This window comes from Aureibacter tunicatorum, from assembly GCF_036492635.1.
Taxonomy (GTDB): Bacteria; Bacteroidota; Bacteroidia; order Cytophagales; family Cyclobacteriaceae; genus Aureibacter; species Aureibacter tunicatorum.
On record NZ_AP025305.1, the window covers coordinates 3,173,597 to 3,194,968 of the forward strand.

Annotated in this window: 22 protein-coding genes; 8 read left to right on the forward strand and 14 right to left on the reverse strand. The window is 33.1% G+C overall.

Features of this window, described 5'->3' with window-relative positions:
- Positions 1–83 precede the first annotated feature (83 nt).
- The 5 genes from AABK36_RS13385 to AABK36_RS13405 all read left to right on the forward strand — a co-directional run bounded on the left by AABK36_RS13385 (position 84) and on the right by AABK36_RS13405 (position 5,839).
- Complete coding sequence (locus AABK36_RS13385) at positions 84–980, forward strand: tetratricopeptide repeat protein (protein WP_309938408.1); 897 nt, start codon at positions 84–86, stop codon at positions 978–980.
- 7 nt (positions 981–987) lie between these two features.
- Positions 988–1,410, forward strand: a complete 423-nt coding sequence (locus tag AABK36_RS13390; RefSeq protein WP_309938407.1) for a hypothetical protein — start codon at positions 988–990, stop codon at positions 1,408–1,410.
- Between the two features lie 231 nt (positions 1,411–1,641).
- Positions 1,642–4,341, forward strand: coding sequence for a DEAD/DEAH box helicase (locus AABK36_RS13395; RefSeq protein ID WP_309938406.1), 2,700 nt, complete (start codon positions 1,642–1,644; stop codon positions 4,339–4,341).
- A 134-nt stretch (positions 4,342–4,475) separates the two neighbouring features.
- The gene (locus tag AABK36_RS13400; RefSeq protein ID WP_309938405.1) at positions 4,476–5,063 is read left to right on the forward strand and encodes a phage tail protein; all 588 of its coding nucleotides are present in this window, start codon (positions 4,476–4,478) and stop codon (positions 5,061–5,063) included.
- A 152-nt stretch (positions 5,064–5,215) separates the two neighbouring features.
- Positions 5,216–5,839 carry a hypothetical protein gene (locus AABK36_RS13405; RefSeq protein ID WP_309938404.1) on the forward strand — a complete coding sequence of 208 codons (624 nt, stop codon included), beginning with the start codon at positions 5,216–5,218 and terminating at the stop codon, positions 5,837–5,839.
- A 190-nt stretch (positions 5,840–6,029) separates the two neighbouring features.
- On the opposite strand, the gene AABK36_RS13410 is transcribed toward AABK36_RS13405, so the two are convergent.
- The 5 genes from AABK36_RS13410 to AABK36_RS13430 form a co-directional block, all read right to left on the reverse strand.
- A complete protein-coding gene (locus tag AABK36_RS13410; protein ID WP_309938403.1) occupies positions 6,030–7,745 on the reverse strand; it encodes an Lcl C-terminal domain-containing protein in 1,716 nt (571 codons plus the stop codon).
- Complete coding sequence (locus AABK36_RS13415) at positions 7,745–8,212, reverse strand: T9SS type A sorting domain-containing protein (RefSeq protein ID WP_309938402.1); 468 nt, start codon at positions 8,210–8,212, stop codon at positions 7,745–7,747. Before AABK36_RS13415 ends, AABK36_RS13410 begins: the two co-directional genes overlap by 1 nt.
- A 310-nt stretch (positions 8,213–8,522) precedes the next feature.
- A complete protein-coding gene (locus AABK36_RS13420; RefSeq protein ID WP_309938401.1) occupies positions 8,523–9,128 on the reverse strand; it encodes a hypothetical protein in 606 nt (201 codons plus the stop codon).
- Between the two features lie 7 nt (positions 9,129–9,135).
- A complete protein-coding gene (locus AABK36_RS13425) occupies positions 9,136–9,720 on the reverse strand; it encodes a hypothetical protein (protein ID WP_309938400.1) in 585 nt (194 codons plus the stop codon).
- A 43-nt stretch (positions 9,721–9,763) separates the two neighbouring features.
- Positions 9,764–10,162: a hypothetical protein gene (locus AABK36_RS13430; protein ID WP_309938399.1), complete on the reverse strand. Its 399-nt coding sequence runs from the start codon at positions 10,160–10,162 to the stop codon at positions 9,764–9,766.
- Positions 10,163–10,405: 243 nt separating this feature from the next.
- On the opposite strand from AABK36_RS13430, the gene AABK36_RS13435 reads away from it, so the two are divergent.
- Together AABK36_RS13435 and AABK36_RS13440 are read left to right on the forward strand one after the other, a co-directional pair.
- The gene (locus tag AABK36_RS13435; protein ID WP_309938397.1) at positions 10,406–11,080 is read left to right on the forward strand and encodes a hypothetical protein; all 675 of its coding nucleotides are present in this window, start codon (positions 10,406–10,408) and stop codon (positions 11,078–11,080) included.
- Positions 11,081–11,122: 42 nt separating this feature from the next.
- The gene (locus AABK36_RS13440; RefSeq protein ID WP_309938396.1) at positions 11,123–11,659 is read left to right on the forward strand and encodes a hypothetical protein; all 537 of its coding nucleotides are present in this window, start codon (positions 11,123–11,125) and stop codon (positions 11,657–11,659) included.
- Between the two features lie 390 nt (positions 11,660–12,049).
- Here the strand turns inward: AABK36_RS13440 and AABK36_RS13445 are convergent, their stop codons facing one another.
- The 6 genes from AABK36_RS13445 to AABK36_RS13470 form a co-directional block, all read right to left on the reverse strand.
- The gene (locus tag AABK36_RS13445; RefSeq protein ID WP_309938395.1) at positions 12,050–12,541 is read right to left on the reverse strand and encodes a barstar family protein; all 492 of its coding nucleotides are present in this window, start codon (positions 12,539–12,541) and stop codon (positions 12,050–12,052) included.
- A gap of 83 nt (positions 12,542–12,624) precedes the next feature.
- A complete protein-coding gene (locus tag AABK36_RS13450) occupies positions 12,625–12,906 on the reverse strand; it encodes a hypothetical protein (RefSeq protein ID WP_309938394.1) in 282 nt (93 codons plus the stop codon).
- A 101-nt stretch (positions 12,907–13,007) separates the two neighbouring features.
- Complete coding sequence (locus AABK36_RS13455; RefSeq protein ID WP_309938392.1) at positions 13,008–14,843, reverse strand: amidohydrolase family protein; 1,836 nt, start codon at positions 14,841–14,843, stop codon at positions 13,008–13,010.
- A 195-nt stretch (positions 14,844–15,038) separates the two neighbouring features.
- On the reverse strand, positions 15,039–15,593 hold the full coding sequence (locus AABK36_RS13460; RefSeq protein ID WP_309938391.1) for a hypothetical protein: 555 nt from the start codon (positions 15,591–15,593) through the stop codon (positions 15,039–15,041).
- Positions 15,594–15,833: 240 nt separating this feature from the next.
- A complete protein-coding gene (locus AABK36_RS13465; RefSeq protein ID WP_309938390.1) occupies positions 15,834–17,303 on the reverse strand; it encodes a serine hydrolase in 1,470 nt (489 codons plus the stop codon).
- A 91-nt stretch (positions 17,304–17,394) separates the two neighbouring features.
- Positions 17,395–18,555 (reverse strand): helix-turn-helix domain-containing protein, encoded by a 1,161-nt coding sequence (locus AABK36_RS13470; protein ID WP_309938389.1) that lies wholly within the window; start codon positions 18,553–18,555, stop codon positions 17,395–17,397.
- A 191-nt stretch (positions 18,556–18,746) separates the two neighbouring features.
- On the opposite strand from AABK36_RS13470, the gene AABK36_RS13475 reads away from it, so the two are divergent.
- The gene (locus tag AABK36_RS13475; protein WP_309938388.1) at positions 18,747–19,223 is read left to right on the forward strand and encodes a hypothetical protein; all 477 of its coding nucleotides are present in this window, start codon (positions 18,747–18,749) and stop codon (positions 19,221–19,223) included.
- Positions 19,224–19,313: 90 nt separating this feature from the next.
- On the opposite strand, the gene AABK36_RS13480 is transcribed toward AABK36_RS13475, so the two are convergent.
- From AABK36_RS13480 to AABK36_RS13490, 3 genes are all read right to left on the reverse strand, one after another.
- Positions 19,314–19,937 carry a hypothetical protein gene (locus AABK36_RS13480; protein WP_309938387.1) on the reverse strand — a complete coding sequence of 208 codons (624 nt, stop codon included), beginning with the start codon at positions 19,935–19,937 and terminating at the stop codon, positions 19,314–19,316.
- A gap of 82 nt (positions 19,938–20,019) precedes the next feature.
- Positions 20,020–20,904: an MBL fold metallo-hydrolase gene (locus tag AABK36_RS13485; protein WP_309938386.1), complete on the reverse strand. Its 885-nt coding sequence runs from the start codon at positions 20,902–20,904 to the stop codon at positions 20,020–20,022.
- Positions 20,905–20,926: 22 nt separating this feature from the next.
- Positions 20,927–21,280: a tRNA-binding protein gene (locus AABK36_RS13490; RefSeq protein ID WP_309938385.1), complete on the reverse strand. Its 354-nt coding sequence runs from the start codon at positions 21,278–21,280 to the stop codon at positions 20,927–20,929.
- Positions 21,281–21,372: the final 92 nt, after the last annotated feature.

A 21,372-nucleotide genomic window follows, 5' to 3' on the forward strand; every position in this document is an offset into this window, starting at 1 on the left:
AAACGAATATTTAAACACATAAAAACTTAAAATGGAGGCATACTAAAAACGTACACGCCAAAGCTAAAATACTAACTCCCAAAATGAGAAAATCACTACTACTCCTATTCAGTATATTACTGACTCAACTATCTTATGCATGCTTGAATGAATACAAGACACTTCTTAACGGCAAAGTGGTATATGAAGGCTTTATTAGTGGCAAAGTACGCACAAAAGAAATTGATTCGTTAAAACTTAAAAAGCAATCCGAGAATTTATTAAAACAGTACCTTATAACTGACTCCATAGCATATTATTCTGATTACGCCACTACGCTAACGTATCTGGGCGAATATCAAAAAGCAAAAACAATATTCATAGAAATCGAGCAAAACTCACCTCACTTATACACTACAGCATCCAATCTAGGTACCATCTATGAACTAATAGGAAAGCCAGATTCAGCATTAATATGGATAAAAAAATCAATTGCATTAAACCCTAATTCACATAACGGCTCGGAATGGATTCACATAAAAATTTTAGAATACAAGCTTTCAGGTAAATCTGACGTTAATATGTCAATTCTTGACTTAGATTTTGGCAACAATAAAATTCCTGAAAATACTCATAATTACGATCTTAATAACATAAGAAATCATATCTTTCATCAATTAGAAGAACGTACAATATTTGTGAAGCCTGAAAATAAGATTGTGGGAAATCTATTTTTTGATTTAGGCAATGTACTAGCTATCACTTGGGATGTGCAAACGGCTTTGGAAAGCTATGAGGAAGCGAGAAAATACGGATTTAATTCTGAATTGATGAAACTCCGCTCGAAAGAATTTGAGAAACTAGCACTCAAAACAGTCCCCTATCAAATATTAATGGATAACAAAAATCTAATTAGGAAATACTGGATTCCATTCATTATAATATCAATACTCTCGCTTTACTTTTTATTAAAATCAATCAAAAAACGTAAATCAAATTAACACTAACATGAAAATACAACATGCAACATTTATATTAATCCTTCTAAACTCAGTAGCTTTTGGTCAAATCAAGCTAAAAGATTTAAATGGTGGATGGAAAGTTGCTAATGATTACAAATCTGACACTATCATTTGTTATAATGACATAAATTTTCGTTCTAATTCATGCATGCAAATAGTATGGAAAATTAAATCTTCAAATTTAAAAATTCATCAAACCAATATTTGCATTGAACCACCTATTTCATCCTCTTCCATTTACAAAGAAAAAATACATTTAAAAAATACTGACCATGGTCAATTTCTATATTTAATAAGAAATAATGAATTCATTGATAAATTTAAAATTTTAGAATATAAACAACTTGAAAATAACAATAACTTGACTCCCTCAAAGCAATTAAAGCTTTTGAGAATTGATAAAATATGAAAAGAAAAATTCTATAGCTACATAAAGTCTATCATTTAAAGGCAATCTACCTTTCAAAAAATATCTTGAAGCATATCAGGCTCATCTATATATTAAAATTCTCTCAAAACACATAACTTGAAGAGTCTTTAAATATACTCTCAAATTAATTGGACACCCTAAGTAATTGATTTATCTTACTCTAAAGTAAACTTCACGCTTTAAGATTAAACTAGAAAGAACCGAATATTAATGAGTTTTAACCCCGAAGATTTTTATTCCTATTTTAAAGAATGCTACAAGCTCGATTATAAAGAGTATTCTGTAAACAACATTTTTTTACCCAAATATCAATTCAAGTGGTTTGTATCAAGATATGAAGAGTTGCTGACGCATTCTTTGCCATACATACCCTATGCGCATAAGAAAATCGAAGATCTTGAAAAAGAGATCGAATTATATCGATTAGAAAAGAAGCTCTTTTATGCTTGCTTCTTTATATTGGGAAAAAGCTCGAGCCTATTAAGCAAAGATAAACGAATATGCGCTCCATTGCTGTTGTTTCCAGCCAATATCGTGACAGTCGATGATGAAAAATATTTGGAAATCGAAAAAGACGAAGTTCTGGTAAATCAATCCATTTTATCAAAACTTGAACTCAAAGATCAAAGCTTAACAAAGGACTTGTTCATAAAAGACATATCCGAATTAATAAAAAATCTGCATGAGAACTGCACTGAACTCGTAAAGCTTCTTGATAAATACTTCATAAACCTTGACACCGAAGAGCTTCTATTGCACCCCAAAGTATGGCCTGCCTCCAAAATAAGAAAGCATCTATCCAATGCCGATTTTGAGGAAGGCGAATACACCATCGTGCCGGCTGCGGGCACAGCGCTTTTAGACAAATCGAAATCTACTCTCAAAGTAGTCAACGATCTCAATGAAATCATAAATAAAGGTACATTCAATACTAGTCTTAATAACTTATTGCAGGGAAACGCCAATGAAAATGAGTTTCAGGAAAGCCTCTACAAGTCAAGGCTCAATACTGAACAAGCTAAAGCTCTTGAAAATGCATATAGATTTGACAATTCTGTCATCGTCGGGCCTCCGGGAACTGGAAAGTCGTATACCATCACATCAATTATTTCCGATCTGGTAGCCAACAACCAATCCGTATTGGTCGTCTCTAAGACAAAACAAGCGGTCGAGGTGCTTAGATCAATGCTCATAGATGACTTTAAGCTCAAAGATTACTTAATACACACTACAGGCACACAGTACAAAGCAAGTTTAAAAGCCAAGATAAGAAAATACCTAAGCGGAATCTTGTCAAAAACGAGGCATAATCTTGATGAAAAAAAGATAAAAAATCAATATCTCAAACTGCAAAAACTTGAAAACAGCTTTGAAGAATTGGTAGACAATGAGCTGTTAAAATCCGATCTAGAATTTAGCTCGGACTTGTCGTTTTTAGATAAATTGAAAAAACTGTATTTCAACAGCAGGTTTTCTCAAAATACCGACATATGGAAAGTCTTTGATGATATAGGCCATAGCCTAAAAAAGCTTGACCACGAAGTCAGCTCTTTTTCCAAGCGCAAGATTCAAGCAAATATCAAGGAGAATTCAAACATCTACAGACGCGATATTTCATTGTTTCATGATGCTTTGGATTCACATAGTTTTACAGAATACAAAGAGAGATTAGAAGATGTTTATCATTCCAATATTCTAAAAGTTTTTCCAATTTGGTTAGTCAATTTAGCGGATTTAAACACGGTTTTGCCATTGCAAAAAGAGCTTTTTGACGTAGTGATCATAGATGAAGCGACCCAATGCGATGTATCGATAGCTTTGCCTGCGATTTACAGAGCTAAGCGAACCATCATTGCCGGAGATCCAAACCAGCTGCGACATTACTCGTTTGTTGCGAAATCTCAACAACTTGAGTTGCAGGAAAAATTCAACTTGCCCAATGACAAACTCTTTGATTTTAGAAACAGAAGCATTCTGGATTTTTATATATCAAAAGTTGCCCAGCAGGATCAGATCACTTTTTTAAGAGAGCACTTTAGGTCCACGCCTTCTTTGATCGAATTCAGCAATCAGACTTTTTACGACGGCCAATTGGAAGTTATCAAATCCACTCCAAAACATACTACTTACAAGCAAATTGAGCTCATTCGATTGGATGGAAAAAGAGATCAAAAGGGAGTGAATAAAGAAGAAGCATTGGCTATTATTAAAAAGCTTAGGTTAATTATGAAAGAGCATCTCAATAGCAGTTCTCTTCCTACTGTAGGAATCATTTCCCCCTTCAGCCAGCAAGTAAATTATATAAACAAACTGTTGAGGGAAAATTTCGGACTTGATGAATTGAAAAAATTTGATATATTTTGCGGAACGCCATACTCTTTTCAAGGTTCGGAGCGTGAAATTATTTTATTGTCTTTTTGTCTTTGCGATCAATCCCATCATTCGGCATTCGTACATGCCAATAAACCTGAAGTCTTAAATGTGGCCATTACAAGAGCGAAGTCTTATCAGTATGTTTTCACTTCAATAGCTGAGCATTCAAATCGAAAGACATCTTTGCTGCTTGACTATTTCAACTTTATAAAATCTTTTTCGCATACAATAGCGAGCGAACAAGAGCAAGACGAGTTTCAGAAAGATGTATTGCTTGAATTGGGCAAGGCATTTGACGAAATAAAATGCGGTTACCCTGTCGCTGGAAGTTTGTTGGATATTTTAATCACTCATAATGGTTCTAATTATTTTATTGACTTGATTGGCTATCCCGGGATATTTCGAGAAGCTCTTTCATTGGAACGCTATAAAACTTTGAGCAGAACAGGGATCAAATGCTTGCCCCTGCCTTATAGTTATTGGAAAAATAACAAAAAAGAATCAGTGGAGAGGATTACCAAGTTAATAAAAATGTAATTTTTAAATTAAAAACCATATTCATAATGTTAACTAAGTATTTTTTAAATCTGTTTGTAATACAATTCAAACCTGAAAATAAGCCATTAATTTAATATTCAAACTCTGTATTTTTAAATCAAACCACTCACAACATGTTCGACAAATTATTTAATAGCTCTAAAGAAAAAACAAACGACAAACCTATCACTAGAGATCAAAACGCAACAGTGATTAGAATGCCTCAATTGTCAGAGACAATGGAATACGGAACCATAGCAAAATGGAATTTCAATGAGGGGGACTATATCAATTCAGGAGATACCTTAGCGGATATTGATACGGAAAAAGCCACAATCGAATTGGAATCGTATGAAGATGGAATCATACTGTATCAAACAGAAAAGATTGGCAAAATTGCCGTTAATGAAATTATAGCTATCATTGGAAATGAAGGTGAAAACATCGAACATCTTTTGGAAGAAAATGACTCTACTATAAATGAAACTCCATCGCAAGATTCTGTTGATGAGCTAGATAGCATCATTGGGGAAATAAAAATGTTTGCAGGCGAAAAAATCCCAAAAAATTGGATAAAATGCGATGGCTCCACTTTTCGCAAAGAAGACAAGAAAGAGCTATTCTCAGTTATTGGCTACAAATTTGGCGGTTACAGAGATCAATTTCAGGTTCCCCATCTTGAATCCCAAAACGGCATTGAGCACATAATTCGTGAAAAATGATTCTTTGCTTTTGATCAATCATAATCGCATCCTTAAACTCATTGATTAAAATCCAAAAAGATAATTTAAAAATTAAATATTTAAATAAAATGCTTGTCTAAGCGGCATTCCGTTTATATTATTGTGTTTTATATATATAATTTTTAAAATACATGAACCTATTTAATTGTCAAAAATTATTAACTCTTCTCTTCGTTTTCACCTTGTTTTCCAGCTGCGGGGATGATAAAAAAGAGGAATCGACTCCAAAAAATCATTTCACTTACGATGGAGAAAGCTATGAGTTGACCAAAGGATATTTAACTTTATTAGGAAGTAACTTTAATATTGAAGGAGCCTATTTTGACATCGTACTTTCTTCTTCGACTTTGAGTCTTAATCAAAAAACAGAAGAATTAACAGGATTTGGACATGTTATTTATTTAGACTTGAATTCATCATCAGTGACAGAACTAAGTTCGGGGACTTACACATTTGATTCTGAATATTTTATGTCGAATTTTGGTTTGAGAAGTCCTAACACTTTTGTTGATGGATTAATAGTAATGAATGGAGATGCGAAAACAGGAGCAGGAGATATCTATTCAGTATATGAAGAGACAAAAGGCACCGTGAAGGTTGCTAAATCTGACGAGCAATATGTAATAGAATTTAGTTTTACAGTTGAATCGGGCAAAAAAGTAGAGGGCATATACACAGGTCCTTTGAAGTTTTCTGATTCAACTTCAATGATTGACGATGAGTCTGCAAGATTAAAAAGAGGGATTTTGAAATAGCTGTAAATTAAGAATGCTGTACAAGCTTATGAAGATTTAGGTATGGATAAATTGAATTACGCAAATTATCTGTTTTAAAATCAATCGTGATAACCTATATTTAACAGGAAAAATCCTCAACAAATTATCAAGATTGATAACGTGTTGAGGATTTTTCAAATGAACTTATCTCAAATACAATTTAGATTTTTTATTGTCTACCATCTCTTACAGGCCATATTCCAAAACCAGTTGTTGCTCTTGGAAATCCAAATGTAGTTCCATTATCAACGTTAGCTACTTGAGTTTGGCTCAAATCATCTGGATTTAAACTGCTAGATATACAACTTCTTCTACCTGATGCGCGCATATTGGTGAAAAATGCAGGTCCATCGGCATAACACCCATTTCCAGTAATATCCGGAATACTAGGCGAAGGGCAAGATGATTTCATAAAAGCTTTCCATTCTTCGATCGTTGGTAGTCTCCAGTCTCCGGGTGAAGAATTATCAGTCAATCCACACTGCCCATGAGCTAATCTTGCGGCTTGATCATTTCCATTTTTATAATTTTTTGCTCCAAAGCATCCAACATTCTTCAACCAAATCAATCCAGTCAATTGATCTGTAATCGTTCCATTACCACAATCTACAAAACGGTTGGCATTATCAAAGCAAGGTGCATCCGCTTTTGTCGTAACGGTTCCCCCGCCATTGCTTAAAGTAATTGAAGAGCCGGATTTTGAAATCGTTTGAATCTCATTAGTAGTTGAACCATCAACTTCAGACGTTAAATAACCATTATTTCCCACAAAAGCATCAACTTGAGCTTCCGTCAGTTTTGTATCGTCCAAATATGGCGTAAGATCAATAACAGTGGCAGAGCCATTATTGGTTATCTTAAGCGTATTTCCCACTAACTGCAAGTCTTGAATCTCATTGGTAACTGATCCGTCAACTTCCGAAGTCAAATAGCCATTATTGTCAACAAAGGCGTCGACTTGGGCTTCCGTCAGCTTCGTATCGTCCAAATATGGCGCAAGATCAATAACAGTGGCAGAGCCATTATTGGTAATCTTAAGCGTATTTCCCACTAACTGCAAATCTTGAATCTCATTGGTAACTGATCCGTCAACTTCCGAAGTCAAGTAGCCATTATTGTCAACAAAGGCATCAACTTGAGCTTCCGTCAGTTTCGTATCGTCCAAATATGGCGTAAGATCAATAACAGTGGCAGAGCCATTATTGGTTATCTTAAGGGTATTCCCCACTAACTGCAAATCTTGAATCTCATTGGTAACTGATCCGTCAACTTCCGAAGTCAAATAGCCATTATTGTCAACAAAGGCGTCGACTTGTGCTTCCGTCAGTTGCGTATTATCATTGTCAAGATAAAGCGAAAGATCAATCTCAGTAGCAGTATCGTTGTTCGTTACAGTAAGTATATTTCCCTCCAATTTCAAATCTTGAATTTCATTGCTTGGATCAGCATCGGCATCGTTTACCAAGTCGTTGGCAACTTTATCCGCAGTTTTGGCATGCAAAGCATAAGGCACGCTCATAAGCTGGCTAGTTCCCATTACAACGTAATTATCGCCACCATTCACATCGATAGCTATTTCGATAAAATAAGGTCCTTTGCTCCAATCAATAGCTGAAAAGTCACCGCTCAAGGCTGTGCCATTGCCTATATTAAGATTTACCAAACCATAGGCACTGGTTGTTGGCGCAAATGCTTCTTGATAAACAATCACTCCGCCTACATTGTCTTGCAATATACTCATTCGCATGCCTACAGAATGGTTTTTTAGTATACTGTTGCCGGCATCTCTGACCACCGCTTGATATTTTATGCCCTCAGGTGTCTGCGCGAATGCAGTTATTGAAATCGTCAAAATTGTTAAAAGCGCAAGTATAGATTTTTTCATTATTTCGAATGCTTAATTAATTTAAAAGTTTTTAGTGATTGTTTGCCATCCCGCAAGGTCAACAGATAGCTTCCTGAGATTAAATCTCGAACTTCGATGGTTGTCAGATTGTCTTCAAGCTCATTTTGCAATATCAACCTTCCTTCAAGGTCATAGAGATTATAAGTCACATTCCGAAACTTACTGGTCTTGATATTCAAAATATCCGAAGTAGGATTGGGATAAACAGACACTTCGTAATCAGGAAGATCATTTCTAAGTACTGTGACCGCCCAAACTGTCTGATGAAAACCCTGGGTAATATCGTATACTCCATCTGTGCCCATTTCTATGATCGCCTCGCCTATGGTAAAATCCATATTCGCATTGGCATTAGAATAAGAGCCTCCCTGACTGGAGATTACTTCTTGGGCTTTTACTGAAATTGTAGCAAATAGCAAAAGAAGAATTAGTTTGATTTTCTTCATATAGCTTTATGTTTTAATTGAAAAATTCTAACATTCATCTACTTTAAAACCATAACCGCTTGGAGCCTCGCCATCGGCTTATGGATATCAAAGCTATTTGCTGATTGACAAAAATTAATCCATCACTGCATTTTCAATATTTTTAAAATATAAATAATTCAAGTTGTCAGTATTTAGAAGAAGCATTGTGCAGGAAGATATTGATTGGATTTATATTTAGTAAAATAGGTCGGGGAAGATAAAAACGAAGAAATAATCATTTGATCAGCTAAAGCCTATCAAGCTGCATAATTTGAAACAAACTATGAATCTATTTCAGACTATCTCGCCTTTTACTTTCCATTATAATCATTTTAGCTGAATAACTATCTCTATCAAAAGAACAACAGCCCAGAACATGAATCGCGAAATACTTTCTTATTAATTCTTTCCAAATCTTGACGATTGAATCGGGCATGTGAGTATAAAAAAATGTTCCTGCCGAGTTTAATAAAACATCAAGCGGCGGTGGAGATGGGAGAATCTCAGCTGAATTTGATTCGAAATGATCATTTATTGAAGTCTTTTCAAATTTCTTTATTTGATTTCCTGCAATTAATTTTCGGTCGCCTATTTGATAAAAATCAGCGCAAGATCCTTGTCCCATTTGATTGATAATCATGGTATCGGAATGTATTTTTCCTTTTAAAACAGAATCTACTTTAAAATACGCATTCCGGAAACTTTCTTCATTTGTATCCTCAGAGAACTCGTTAGAGTCATTATCTATGCCTTTTACAATATGACCAATCAAAATATAATCTTTCTCATGATAAATTTTTGCCAAAGTCAAACTATCCAATGGCTCGCACTGGCAAGCAAAGATTTGTTGAAGGCTTAAGAACAAAAACACGATAATAAGCGATAGTTTTCTCATCATCATATTATTTTAAAAGAGCTCTTCTTCTATGTTCTTCAAAAAATAACTCTGCATCATTACTATTTATATCAAATGTAGAACAAGATGATGCGACAAAAACACCAAACTTATTAATTAAGCTATTCCAAAAGTCAGCTTGATACTTTTCTGCTGGAAAAAATAAAGGTAGAACTTCAGTCATTCCTGGACAAGGTGGAGCAGGTGAAGGCAGATTTTTCTCTTCATAAGCATTATAATGCATAAATTTCTTTACTTCACTGCCAATAATCAAATAATCTTCTCCAAATCTAAAAAACTTCCTGCATGAGCCTTCATGCATTTGATTAATTACAATTATTTTCGATTTGAACTCTCCTTTTAGTACAGAATCTATTTGAAAATAAACGTCAAATCCACCAGTATTTTCCTCAAAGTTATCCAAAAAAGCTTCATCATATGAAGCTAAACCTATTGCCCTTCCAATAGCGATATATTCTGCTTTATCGAAAATTCTAGAAACAGAAATACTATCTAATGCCTCACATTGACAAGCAAAAACTTGTTGAGTCATTAAAAATAAGAAGAAAGTAAATAATAATAGTTTTCGCATATTAACAGTCTCTAATCAAATAATACAAATGCTTTAAACTAAACTATTTTGAACTGTATTCAGCTTCAACTATATATTCATAGTCATCATCTCCCAAGTAATTAATTTTTCCTGAATAGACAGGAATTTCTAATACTTGGTTAATCTTTTTTGCTAATTCATCTATTAATGCATCATCAGGTTCTTCGTTTTCATAAATGACCAGAATTGATGTAGGTTCTATAATACTAATTCTATCTAATTCATGGTCAAACAAGTGCTTTCTTGAAATATTTAACTCATAAGAATCATCATATAAGCTTGTTTCTATCCACTCATATACATTTTCATAATCATACTCAAAATCATTTATTAATCCCCTATCAAAAAAAAATTGTGACAAATTATTAAATGTCATCTCACAATAAAACCAAAGTTTATATTCTTTCACTTTTTTATTCATACAATTAATTATATTACTTTTATTTTCAATAATTATCTAAATTTAAAATAACTTAATAAAACCCTCAGAACATATAGCGTTTTAAAATTAAAAAAATTAGTAAAATATTTTCATGATATGAGAAGGCAGTTAATTAATTTATTTCTTAAAAAATAAATAGACAACATAAGTTTTTAACTTAAAAATTCTTCAGAATAGTCTTCTAATAATAAACCAACTCAATAATATTCAAACAAAAAACCTATGACAATACACAACAAAAAGCTAGCAATCATCAGTATCATGTTTATTATATCATTACTAATTGCTTGCAACAAAAGAGGAAATCATAATAATAATACGGTTCAAAATAGTAATAATATAACTACTCAAACACCCAAAGCCCTTGAAGAAAATGATGGTTTTGAAGTAAGCGATTTAAAAATTGGCAGAGGAAGGTTTGGGAGAAAAAGTAATAACATTGTAGATGAATTATATGATGAGGCATTAGAAAACAATCCTACTCTTCAAGCTTTGGAAAAACAAATTGCAATGTTACAAAAGCAAAAAACAGACAGTTTATCTCATTATCGATATTATACTCAAACAAATAATAATTATTGGTCAAATACTTCTTGGTATTTGAGCAAAATTCAGGATAGTACACTAGAATTATCCACTAAAAAAATAATCGATCAACATCGAAAAAAATATTTTGAAGATGTCTCTGAACTAGAAAAAATTGAAGAAGCTATTCAAAAAGAACAACAGCATTTGAAAGATTTACAAATTATAATGAAACTAAGCGTAACTCAACAAATGATCAAAGCCTATCAAAAAAATGAAAAACCAAAGATAGAACAAATGCAAAAAATTCTGAATGAGTATCAAGAGCTTAATGAAAAAGCAGAAAAATACATTGATGAATTAAAAAATTAAGCAATTATAAAGTATTTAGCTAGACAAACAATTCAATAAACTATGAAAACACTTTATATGTCATTATTAATAATTTGTGTAACTAATATTGTATCATTGGCACAAAATAATCCTTTTGAGAATCTCGAATACACTAAAGTAGTAGCTTATGAGTATAAAGGTGGCCCTGATAACTTAAGACAAATAGAAAAAATACTTACATCAAATAAAGAAAAAGAAGGCTGGCGAATCGACAACTCTGTTGTTCTTTCTAAGAAACAAATAAAAAAATTTGAAAAACTTTTTACTTCTGAATCTAGCTATGGTAGTTCAACTGCGGCTTGCTTTGACCCACATTTAGCATTTGTATATTTCAACGAAGAAAAAATTGTGTGTGTCATTGATATTTGTTTAGGCTGTAATTATTTACAATCGAGCATAAAGATCCCTCTAATTGAAGATAAAATAAGAGAAGGTTACGAAGAAAGTAAACAAGCTCCAATTGGGTTTAGCAAACAAGCAAGGCAAGAAATAATTCAATTTTGCAAAAAAATGAACTTTGTAAAATACATACCTAAAGAAAAATCAAAGTATGACTAACTCTAAAAATTTTATAAGCACCTAACCAAAATTACTTTCATATTTCTAATCACAAAGATACTTGAAAGAACATCCCCCTTAATCCCCCTTCAAAAGGGGGGATTTGCTATTTTCTAGCCTGAATACCGTACTTGATAATAGGAAGTTTATTTTGATCAACTACTTACATTCATATTCTCATCAGAGCTTGATGAAAAAATATAATTAATAATTCAATATTCTTCACTTCTTTAGCCTTAAGCCAAAATTTCTTTTCCAATTCGGCATTTTTACTGTTTGAATCACAGCTTAATAATAGAATTAAAATGACAAAGTGAATGATGTATAGAAATTTTTTCATAAGTGATTTTATCAGGATCATTAGATTTGTTTTGATAGAAAAAACTCAAATTAATTTTCCATATGATTTTTCAAATAAAAGTTAACTGCTCCAATAGGTTTTGATAATTCAAAATTCCTATCCTTTACCTGCACCAAAGTCAAAAATCTTTCATCACTCGCTATTCTGCTTCTTGAAAAATTACTAAATATATCAAGGAGTGTGGTGATATGTTCTTTATCCAAATTATTTAAATGTCTAAACACAATCACTGCACGATCATTAGGTATTTCATAATCTATCAAACAATCTATCAAGGCATCATAATTTCTACCAAAGTAATCTGGAAATTTTAGTTTTTGCTCTAAATCAAACATCAACTCCATCTTGGTTGTAATAAATTCTCCATCAATCACAATAACTTCATAATTCTTCTTTTCAAGAATACTAATATCATAATCCAATTTATCTTCATTTGAATAAATTCTTATAAACCCATCAGATATTATAGATTTATCAAGATAAATAAGATCTTTTTCTTCTTGATTCACTTTTTCTACCATTATATCTATTTACTGAACAAAAATTATTTAAAATTAAGCTCATAATTCCCTACCCAATCAAAAAAAATCATTTTTTCTGTTAATTATATTATTTTTTTTAAATCATTAATTGTTGCAATTCTTGATTCTGAAATTTGTGTTTCAGAGTTGAATAATCTTATCTCACCAAATTCACTTTCACAAAAAATATCTTCCAGATCAATTCCTTCCAACTGATTTTGAAAATCTTCAAAACAATTTAATTGTAAGAGAGAACTTAATCGTGATGTAGCAATGAGCAATTCAGAAATCAATTCTTTTTTATTTTTAGATAAAGATCTTAGAATCTCTTTTTGAATTTCAAGTAGATGTGTTTTTATGTTCATTTAAGCACCTGTTCAATATTATTTTCATATTTCTAATCACAAAGATATTTGAAAGAACATCCCCCTTAATCCCCCTTCAAAAGGGGGAATTCGCTATAAGCCTACTTCATCGTTGCTTCAAGCTTCTTATAAATCTCCTGAGCATTTTCGTTTTCTGGGTTTAACTCAACTGCTTTTTTACTGCTGAGCATCGCCAATTTTTTGTTGTCATTAGCTTCGTAAGCGTAAGCCAGATTAGTAAATGCCTCTGAAGAATTAGGAAATTTTTCAGTATTTAATTTATAAATCTCCACAGTTTTGTCAATCTGATCCATGCGAGCAAATCTTCTGCCTATACGATAAATAGCATTTTCATAATAAATTTCTTTAAAATCAGGATAAGTTGACTTCAAAATCCCAAGAACTTCCTCTCCTGATTTTATTTCTCCGATATGAAACAAATGATAAGCAATTTCTACCAATTCATACGCCTCAAAAGTTTCAACACGCTCCTGAATATGTCTTACTGCTTTATCTTCTCCTTCGTTTTTCAAAATATTCAGCGCCGTTTCCACTTGAACATGTTTATTCTGATCAAAAACTTTCCCGCCTTTGATAATTATCTTTTCAGCGTTAAAATTTTCAATATTTTCCAAAGGAGATTTTTCAAAAATGATCAGATCAGCCATCGAACCTTGCTTCAACACACCGATTTCATTCTCAATTCCCATGGATTCTGCGCCATTCCAAGTTGCGATCTGCAATACTTCTTCAGAAGAAAAACCAGCCTCGCCAAGCAAATAAAGTTCCGAGATCATCGATTGACCTGCCTCTCGATTATCCGTTCCGATGCGGATTTTCACTCCTTTGTCATGAGCAATTTTCAAATATGACATCATATCATCAAAGGCCTGTTTGAGTAATTCTCTTTGTTCGTCAGTATAATCTGGATAATGCGCATTTTCCCTAATCGGAAAATGGTTGAAAGATGAAAAGACATCCGTTTTGCCAGCCGCCGCCGCCAATATATGTATTGTCGTGCTCATCGAAGCATTATTTTGAGCCATCTCATCAAAAAGCGCCAATAATTTTGTTTCCAAATCTTTATTTGCTTTGATATAAGAAAAGTAAAATGCCATCGATGCGGCAAAGTCATCAATATGATCATAAGGACTCAAACCAAAACTTTCCTCCATCTGCTCACGATGCGCTCCAAACTCCAATATACTCGGAATCACAGTGAAAAAGTGTTCAAAATTTCTCACACCATAAGCCATCGCTTCCTGAATCGTCACCCTGTTATGATCCGTATGAGCAAAAACTTTCATATTTTTTAATCCAGCTTCTTTTACAACCGCACTTGCATCTTTATCATTGAGATGCGAATAAATTTTGACATATCGAACACCCTGATCATAATATGATGCTACTTTTTTCTTCGGATCAAGCACCACAGCATGATGCGGCGCCGGATTTCTTTTTTCTTTGGAGATCATTCCCGCTCCTGTGATATAATAATTAGGAAAATCTGCATCAGGATTATTTTGCCAGCCAACAGTCGTCGGAATCCATGACTCATATTGTGCCATGTCGAGAGCAGTGGTCGTGCCATAAGCTAATAATTTCTCCGCCAATTTTTTTCGGTAAGTTGCATCTAGTTTTTTTGGTGCATTTCTATTGGCTAGGTCAAGCATTTGTCTGAAGTGTATATGCGTATCCACAAAACCGGGACTTGCCAAGCGCCCATTTCCTTCGATAACTTTCAAAGCTGAAAAATTTTCATCAGCATCAATAATTTTTGCGATAGAATCATGACTAATCAATATTGTTTTATTTTTTATAACCGATCCGCTTTCACTATCAAAAATATCCACATGGCTTACCGCCAAATCATACTGTTTTCTGTCGCAGGAAAAAAATACCACTGCCAAAAGTAAAATCAAAAGAAGCCTTTTCATTGTAATGTGTTTTTTAGAATTAAAAAAATATAATTTATATTATAAAAGTTACATTTAAAAATTATTTTCAAACACATTTACATAAGGTATAGAATGATAATATTTAATAGTAGTATTCAAACTCTACCAATACACTAAAAAAATAAGCACCTTAATTTCAAAATATAATACCATAATAATGGCATCATATTAACTTTATGATAAGATTCTTTTTACTAACTTTTGATAACTATATTGTAATTTTCTCTTTCTTATACTTCCAAATATATATCCAAATACTTTATCTGATTTAGGTAAATATTCCAACCACTTTTCTGAGCAACCTCCGATAACATAATCATTTTCATCTTCATTTGGCTGACTATTTTCATTTTTTTGAGAGCTATATAATCCCAAAATATAAATTTTATCAATCTCAAATTGACGGATACTCTCTCTACAATCATATCCGTTGCTACCATAAATCTCAAACGTTCTTCGATTTACTTCTCCTTTAATTAATTCGAGAACTTCTATCTTTATTGACTGTACAAATTCTTTATTTGTTTCCCAAAAGTAATTTCCAACACTGTCTTGGCTATTAAATGAAGTCCCATCCTCAAAATGCCACAATTTTTCAACAACTTTAGCCTTAATAATTACCTGAGAAAATTTTGAGGATTTAATAAAATTTCCTCTCCATTCACAACTACAAGCAAAAGTTAAATTTGAAATAAAAACTAAAATCAGTGTCAGAATCTTTACTTTCATAATATTCGTATACTTTAAAACATTAAACACATCTTTCTAGCAATTTTAAATATCAACCAACCCCTCCTCTTAAACATTAAGTTTAATATAATTACAATAAATATATGAAATAAAAAATATTATCAATAAAAATAAACCAAACTAACTAAATAACATGCAATAAATATATAAATAATTATTCTTTATCTTCACAATTAAATTCCGATCTATAATCAATGCCAAGCCATTATAGACGACTCCTCATCGCCGACTCTTCACCCTAGCTTCCAACTTCTTTAAATTCTTCTTTCCAGCAGTATTATCCGGATTGAGTTCGATGGATTTTTTATAATACTTGATTGCCAGTTCGTCTTCGTGATTCATCATCAACACTTCACCATAGCTGTCATTGGCATTGGATGAGTTTGGAAAAGCTTCAAGATTTATTTTCAAGACCAATTTGGCTTTCAAAAGTTCCCCCTTGCCTATATATCGATAACCCAGTGCATTTAAGACATCTTCGTCAAAAATATATTCATCAGCATGAGACTTTTTTAATTCCCAATATTTTTTTGTTGCAGCTTGGAAGTCATTCGCTTCAATATATTTAGTCAATACGTTTGCTATAGGAGGTTTAGGAATATTTTCTAATGGAAAAGCTACTGAATCTAAAGCGTTGTATGCCAACCACTCTCCATCAAAATAATCGGCAGAATTCATCAGTACCACGACTCCTTTTTTGGTCTTTTTTTCAAATACTATAAATGAGCGATAAGCTCCAGTAGCTCCTCCATGTGCTATGAGCTCTCTATCCTCAATATCAATTACCATCCATCCCAAACCAATTTGGTAATTTAGGTCATAATCGGTTGTTGCTTCATGACTTAATTGCATAGCGGGGAATAAGTTGGACTCTTTTAGTCCTAAGTTGTAAGCCAAATAATCTAACATATCTTCAGTATTGGAACGGATAGCACCCGCTCCTGCCGAGGCTGACAGAAAATCCCAGTGTAAAGCTTCAACTCCGTAAGCATAACCTTGTGTCAAATGTTTTTTCATGGATTTACTCAAAGATATTCCTGTGTTTTCCAATCCCAAAGGCTTTATAATCGACTGATGCAGAAACTCCTCATAAGTCAATTGATGACTAGAGGCTAACAGGTGCCCAAGTAAACCAGTGGCATAATTAGAATATTCGAATGTTTTTCCTATCGGTCGAGTGAGTTGATATTGATTTAAAGAGTAGTACAAATCCGTTTCTGTATAACTCGAATAGGGACTTGTATAATTAGAGATCTTAAAAATGGGATCTAGTCTCGGTAAAGCGGATGAATGATTGGCTAAATGAACGAATTGAATCGATTCATTTCCCCACATTGGAGCCGTAACTGTATCAGGCAATAGATTTTGTATGGGATCATTTAATTTTACACTTCCTTTGAGCACTTCGTTGGCAAGTAAAACTCCTGTAAATGTCTTGGAAATCGAACCAATTTCAAATACAGAGTGCTCATCAATTGGCTCCATAGTCTCCAGTGATTTGACTCCAAAATTGTGGTAAGTTCTTCCTTCGGGACTTATGATTCCAATAGAAATTCCTTGGTATGAATTATTTTCAAGTCGTTGTTTGATTAATTTTTTTAATTCATCCGAAATCTGGTGAGTTTGTGCCTCTACACTTAATAAGGCCAACTGCATGAAGACAAATAGAAAAACGAATGCTTTTTTCATAATGGTAAATTTTAGTTCTTGTTTTAACAGGAGCTAAATTGAAAATCATCTAGAAAAAAGGCGTTCAACTTTGTAAAAAAAAGGTACTACTTTACACAACCGACTGAATTTCAGCAGAATTACGATATTGACTAGGCGTTTGGCTAGTATATTTCTTAAAAGCCGTATTGAATGGCGTTTTGGAATTAAAACCGACATCGTACATGATTTCTTGTATTCTATATTTCTTCTTGCCAGAGTCTGTCAACATCTTCATAGCTTCTTTGATGCGATATTCATTTACAAAATCAAAAAAGTGCTTGTCCAATTCTTTATTCAAAACTTCTGACAATTCTCTAGCCGACATATCCAGTTGAGTCGCCAATTTTTGAACAGTCAAGTCAGGCTCTAAATAGGGTTTTTCACTTTCCATCCAATTCAAAATAATCGCAACACGTGCATCCGTTTTAAGGTTTTCTTCTGCGCAATTTTCTGATTTAAATTCATCAAGCTTTTCACCTTCTGTAACTAAGTTTGAATTGATGCCTTGGAATATTTGAGGAGCGAAAAGCGCTTTGCTGAACATCCAAGAGACATATAAAATCATCGACACTAACATGAATATGATCAAATTGATTGTGACCTGAATATCACCATCCATAAAACGATAATTCGTCTTTATAAAAGCAATAAGCGTTGAAACCACGCAGATCCATAGATATTTTTTCAGCCAATTATAATTAATAAGCGAATTGGCATTGGTGTAATTTTGCTTGATGATTGCTTTGTATCGATATAATTGATAGAAGCTAGCAAAATAAACGATAAATGCTTCGCCCCACCCCATGACATTAAAAAATATGCTTTCTGGCTGATCATAGTAATTATATAGAAATGTTCTTTGCCCTTCAATATCTTTTAAAAAGAAACTTGGGATTAAGATCAGAAACTTCAAAAGCATCGGTGTGAAAAACAGCAGATGAATTTTCTTTAACTTAAAATTCTCATAAAGCAAAGACAGAATATATAGATAGAATAATGGGGATTTTAATCCTGCAAGCCCTTCCATTCTAAGTATTTCAAGCCAATAAGGAAAGCTCAGAAATTTATGGTAAAAAAATGAGGAACAATCTAAAGCGATCACAAAAAAATAAATCGCCAATAGCGTATTGGTCAATTTTTTGTTGGTTTCCACTTTTAGCAGATAAAAACCAAAGAATAAAAATAAAACAACACCAAAGATCGCGATTACTTCTAAAAGACTGAAAGACATTTATTATTTGTTTGAATATATAAATTGCAACGGAATGAAGAAAGCATAGCATATTGATTCGCTGATGCCCCATCATTAAGTATAAAATAAATTTTAATTTTTTGCATTAACTAACTTTTGTCATAAAAATTCGTCCCCATTAATATTACTTTTATTCAAATAAATATTTCAGACTATAACCCTATACAACGATGCAAAATAACGACTACGACAACTTGACTTCTGAAGCCATTGTACTTCTCAAAATTGGCAAAAACAAAGATGAAGTATTTACTTTATTAAGAGAAAACCACCCTGACGGACAGGTGAAAAAATGCATCAAAGATGCTGAGAAGACTATAATCTCCGAGTATACGGAACTATGCTCAAAGCTAAAGGCTAGCGGACACAGCAAATCAGAGATAGTGAACATGTTGGAAGAAGAGCTTGAAAAGAATCTTACAATCAAAGTCTTCAATAATTTCGAATTACAAGTTAAAAGCTTTCTATACGAAGAAATAAAAGTCAACCTGCCTGCACCTGAAGCCATCAAAGACTTTGAACTAGATACTTACATAAAAAAATACCAAGGAGACTTTGTAAGTTACGAGGAAGTAAAATCGCTCGTGATCAATTATTACAAGCACAAATATGACATAGATATTAGCCAAAGCGAAGTATCGATCTAGCAAAATATTCTTAGTAAGCATTTAACTTTTTGGTTCATTGATATCTCCGAGCTGGCAACTTCAAAATGAAGCAAACAGCTTGGAGATTCATTAACTAACGATTTTCATCTCTCCTATCTTTATCACTTTCGCTTTTTTTGAGATGTTGAGTGCTAGCTCTTGACTATAACTGTTTGGGTAATAGTGAGGATAAGCAACCTCAATACACGCTCCTCCCCTTTGTATAAAAGATTTTATAATAAGATCTGTTAGATCTAAAATCATCGCAGGAAATCCACATGTATCAATAAAAATGAATTTGTGAAAAAGAGTCATGAGATAGATATTTATCGCTCTTTGCCATTGAAAAGCTAATTTAAAAAAACTATCTTCTTTCTCAACACCTCCATTTAAACTTGCCATAAATCTAAAAAACAATTCAATTTGAAAATCGCTTGCTCCATGTTTCTGCATATATTCATCGACAGAGATACCATTTATGTAATAATCCCACCAATAGGCTTTCTTATAAGCATTTTGAACTCTTTTGACTTGATCGTTTTTACAATAATTATCACTTAAAAATTTGACTATTTTTTCTCTTATATGATTTAATGAAATCCCTATTTCTATTCTGACATAATCATGCTTCTCTGTATCCAGTTCTTCAAACTCCAATTTTTTATAATTCAATCGGCTTAGAATCATTTGTTTATATTTATGATTAAAATTCATAAACCAATACTTGTCAACATATTGATTGCATCCAAATTGATAAAGTAATTCCACTCATCAATCCTTCACAAGACATTCTTCATCAAAAATTTAATGGATTGCTCTTTAAAATATTTCTCTTGACCTCGCCTGGATGAACTACATACACAGGCACTTTTATCTTGTAAAACTTTATATACTTGTTCACCGCAGCGTCTATCTCTTTCCATGAATATCTGCTTGAGAAATGATTAAGAATCAAACTGCCCACATTGATTTCGCTAACCATTTTCATTACTTCATCCAAGCGACTGTGTTTATTGCCTTTAGAAATGATTTCTTCGCCATTTTCTCCCGGCAGAAAAGTAGCTTCATGAATCAAAACTTCCGTATTATCCCATCTGGAATAATCATCAACAGGGGTATCGCCGGAAAACGATAAAATATTCTCACGGATTTCCTCGGTCAAATAATTCTTGCCGTATTGCGTACCTATTTGCTTTAATTCAATTCCTGATAATCCAGAAAATTCATTTTTCAGCTTACTTTTCACTCGAAACACTTTATAACTTAAGCTTTTATGAATGCCAATAGGTGTCTTGATATGTTCATTTCTTAAAGCTTGAACCTCAATATCATTTTTAATCCTGAATATTTGCCGATCTTCGATCCCTGTCCAAACAGCTCCCCTCATATGGTGATCAAATTTTCCCAAAAAACCCTCCATAGCTGGAAATGAACCTGAATTTTTAGGATAATAAATTCTCGGCAAGCCTTCTCTGGTATTCAATTGCAAAAATTGAGGCAAACCCATCATATGATCCCTGTCCGCATGTGTCACAAACACATCCTTGACTTTTCCTGATTTCGCTAACAAGCCAGCGGACAAACCATCCCCCGCATCAATCAACAAATTCAATTCCTCCACATTGATCCACGTCGAATACAAAGCGGTTGAATACATGGTAATGTTAAACTGTTCTGTCATTTTTGATATTCCAACAAGTTCTCTAGCCTATCCTCGTACCATTCTTTACTTTGCGATCTGGGCCAATCAAAGCATTGCCTTCTCCTTCTTCCATGCCTGCCAACAACAAACACTCGCTCATAATATTCGCTATTTGCTTCGGAGGAAAATTCACCACTGCGATAACTTGTCTTCCTACCAATTCTTCAGTTTTACACAGCTTGGTGACTTGCGCGGAAGTTTTTTTGACACCCAGCTCACCAAAATCCACCATCAACTTGTACGAAGGATTACGAGCTTCTTCAAAAACCTCAGCTGAAATAACGGTTCCTATTCTCATGTCAACTTTAGTAAAGTCCTCCCATGAGATCTGATTTTCCAAACCCTCTGCTTGCATTTATCTCTATGTATTTGGGTAATAAAATTTATACGAAAATTGGAGCAATCACTATCGCTTTATTATAACCTTTGCATTACAACTAGCTATAG